This is a genomic window from Rhizobacter sp. P3_B12, assembly GCF_056402895.1.
On record NZ_JBFUGN010000675.1, the window covers coordinates 1 to 3,413 of the forward strand.

Genomic DNA, 3,413 nt, shown 5'->3' on the forward strand with positions numbered 1-3,413 from the left:
GACAGGTACAGCGCCGACACGCCGACGATCACGACCGTGCCCAGCGCGCCGACGACACCGTCGTTCTGCGCCTGCATCAGGTAGGCGGCGGGAATCATCGCCTGGCTCGCGAACGCCCAGCCGAGGTCGCGCGAGAACAGCTGCGCCCGGTCGCTGCGCCAGGCGAGCAGCAGCGCCCAGCCGACGATCAGGTTGACGCAGGCATTGATGGCGAGGGCGAGCGTCACGTGCGGTTCGCTTCCTCGCGGATCCAGTGGGCGGCGCGCTCGGCGATCATCAGCGTCGGCGAGTTGGTGTTGCCGCTGGTGATGGTGGGCATCACGCTGGCATCGGCGATGCGCAGCCGCTTGACGCCATGCACGCGCAACTGTGCATCGACGACCGCGGCGGGGTCGCTCGCCGGCCCCATCTTCGCGGTGCCGACCGGGTGGAAGATGGTGGTGCCGATGTCGCCGGCCAGCCGCGCGAGTTCGTCATCGCTCTCGAACTGCAGGCCCGGCCTGATCTCCTTCGGGTGGTAGGGCGCGAGCGCCGGCTGCGCGACGATGCGGCGCGTGACGCGCAGCGAGCCGGCCGCGACGCGGCGGTCTTCGTCGGTGCTCAGGTAGTTGGCCCGGATCGACGGGGCCACCGCGGCGTCGCCGCTGCGGATGTCGATGCGGCCGCGGCTCGTCGGGTTCAGGTTGCAGACGCTCGCGGTGAACGCGTTGAAGCGGTGCAGCGGCTGGCCGAATGCATCGAGCGACAGCGGCTGCACGTGGTACTGCAGGTTGGCATGGGGCTGCGCCGCATCGCTGCGCGTGAACGCGCCGAGCTGCGACGGCGCCATGCTCATCGGGCCGCTGCGGCGCAGCAGGTACTCGGCGCCGATCATCGCCTTGCCCCACAGCGAGTTCGCCATCGCGTTCAGCGTGCGCACGCCGTCGACCTCGTAGACGGCGCGGATCTGCAGGTGATCCTGCAGGTTGCCGCCGACGCCGGGCGCATCGCGCATCACCATCAGGCCGTGCTGTTGCAGCAGCGCGCGCGGGCCGATCCCCGACAACTGCAGCAGCTGCGGCGTGCCGACCGCGCCGGTGCACAGGATCACCTCGCGCGCCGCGCGGGCCCGCACGCGCTCGCCGCCGCCCTGCGGGATCACCTCGACGCCGTTCGCCTCCGGCACGCCGTCCCACGAACCGTCGCTCGGCCCGGGCTCGATCAGCAGGCGGGCGATCTGTGCGCCGGTCCACACCTGCAGGTTCGGCCGGCGCAGCACTGGCCGCAGGAAGGCCTTGGCCGCATTCCAGCGGATGCCGCTGCGCTGGTTGACGTCGAAATAGCCGACGCCTTCGTTGTCGCCGCGGTTGAAGTCATTGCTGTGCGGGATGCCGGCCTGCTGCGCCGCCTGCGCGAACGCGTCGAGGATCTCCCAGCGCAGGCGCTGCTTCTCGACGCGCCATTCGCCGCCGGCCCGCTGGCCGCTGCGGTCGAAACCGGGTGCGGCATGGAATTCGTCGGCGCCCTTGTGGAAATCCTCGTGCTGCTTGAAGAACGGCAGGCACTCGCTCCAGCTCCAGCCGGGGTTGCCGAGCGCACCCCAGTGATCGTAGTCGCGGGCCTGGCCGCGCATGTAGATCATGCCGTTGATGCTGGAGCTGCCGCCCAGCACCTTGCCGCGCGGGTAGCGCAGCGAACGGCCGTTCAGGCCCGGGTCTTCGTCGGTGTGGTACAGCCAGTCGGTGCGCGGGTTGCCGATGCAGTACAGGTAGCCGACCGGGATGTGGATCCACAGGTAGTCGTCGTTGCCGCCGGCCTCGATCAGCAGCACGCTCTTGCTCGGGTCGGCACTCAGCCGGTTGGCCAGCAGGCAGCCGGCCGTGCCGGCGCCGCAGACGATGTAGTCGTAGGTGATCTCGCGCATCGGGTGGCGGCTCAGGGAATCAGCAGGACCTTGCCGGTCGACGCGCGGCTCTCGAGCCGGGCATGCGCCTGCGCGCCGTCGGCCAGCGCGAAGCGCGAGTCGACCGGCACGCGCAGCCGGCCGCTGCGCACCCAGCCGAACAGCTCGCCGGCGCGGCTGCGGCGCTCGTCGGCGCTGGTCAGCACGTTCCACAGGTCGCCGCCGGTGAGGGATTTGGAGGTGTCCATCAGCAGGCGCGGGTCGACCGGTGCCGGGTCGCCGCCGGCCATGCCGTAGAAGACGACGTGGCCGCCGGTGCGCGCCCCGGCCAGGCTCTGCGCGAGCGTGGACCCGACCGAGTCGTAGACCACGTCGACGCCGCCCGGCGCGAAGGCCTGCACCGCGGCGAGCCAATCCTGCGAATACAGCTCGACCGCATCGGCGCCGGCCTCGCGCGCCTGCGCGGCCTTGGCCTCGCTGGAGGTGAGGCCGATCACGCGGGCACCGAGCGCCTTGCACAGCTGCACCAGCAGCCCGCCGACGCCGCCGGCCGCGGCATGCACCAGCACGCGCTCGCCGGATGTCAGCGCATGGCTGTCGCGCACCAGGTACTGCGCGGTGAGCCCTTGCAGCAGCACGGCCGCCGCGGTGTCGAAGCCGATGTCGTCGGGCAGCGGGATCAGCTTCGCGAGGTCGACCGCCACCAGCTCGGCGTTGGCGAACGGCATGTCGGCGAAGCCGACGCGGTCGCCGGGCGCGAAGCCGCTGCCGGCCGGCGCCGCGACGATCTCGCCGGCGCCTTCATAGCCGGCGATGTACGGCGGCGAGCCGGCCAGGTGGTAGGTGCCCTTGCGCCGGTAGACGTCGGCGAAGTTCAGCCCGATGGCCCGGGTGCGCACCAGGGCCTGGGCCAGCCCCGGCGCCGGGTCGGGATGCGGGCGATAGCGCAATACATCCGGCGCACCGAAGCTGTCGAAGCTGAGCACATTCATGGAGCGGCATGGTACCCGCCGCCCGGACGGCCTCAGCGTGGCGCCGTGACGCCGTACCAGTCGAAGCGGCGCGTCGCGACCATCACCGCGGCAAGCACCGCGAACAGCAGCAGCGAGCCGATCACGAGGGCCGTCTGCTCCATCTGCAACAGCGTGTACAGCGCGCCGTAGAGCCCGGCGATGCCGGCACCGAAGGCGAGCCCTTCACGCCAGCCGCCCAGCACGTGGCGTCCGTAGTAGGCGAGCAGCGCGACGCAGGCGGCGGCCGCCGCCGCATACGACACGGCGAACGGGAAGTGCTCCGACAGGCTCAGCAGCAGCAGGAAGAACACGCTGATCGCGCAGCCCACCAGCAGGTACTGCACCGGGTGCACCCGGCGGCGCAGCAGCAGCTCGACCATCGCGACCGCGACGAAGGTGAGGCCGATGAAGAGCAGGCCGTACTTGATCGCCCGGTCGCTCAGCGTGTAGGGGTTGACCGGGTCGATGAAGGCCACGCCGAAGGCCTCGGGCGGGCGAGCCCCGCGGACCTCGTCGGG

4 protein-coding genes are annotated in these 3,413 nt (G+C 71.5%); all 4 read right to left on the minus strand.

Features of this window, described 5'->3' with window-relative positions:
- A partial coding sequence (locus tag AC1D01_RS25945; RefSeq protein ID WP_477871485.1) for a hypothetical protein occupies positions 1–227 on the minus strand: 227 nt, incomplete at its 3' end.
- Positions 224–1,903, minus strand: a complete 1,680-nt coding sequence (locus tag AC1D01_RS25950; RefSeq protein WP_477871487.1) for a GMC family oxidoreductase — start codon at positions 1,901–1,903, stop codon at positions 224–226. The genes AC1D01_RS25945 and AC1D01_RS25950, both read right to left, overlap by 4 nt.
- A gap of 11 nt (positions 1,904–1,914) precedes the next feature.
- On the minus strand, positions 1,915–2,874 hold the full coding sequence (locus AC1D01_RS25955) for a quinone oxidoreductase family protein (RefSeq protein ID WP_477871489.1): 960 nt from the start codon (positions 2,872–2,874) through the stop codon (positions 1,915–1,917).
- 32 nt (positions 2,875–2,906) lie between these two features.
- A partial coding sequence (locus AC1D01_RS25960) for an inner membrane CreD family protein (RefSeq protein ID WP_477871491.1) occupies positions 2,907–3,413 on the minus strand: 507 nt, incomplete at its 5' end.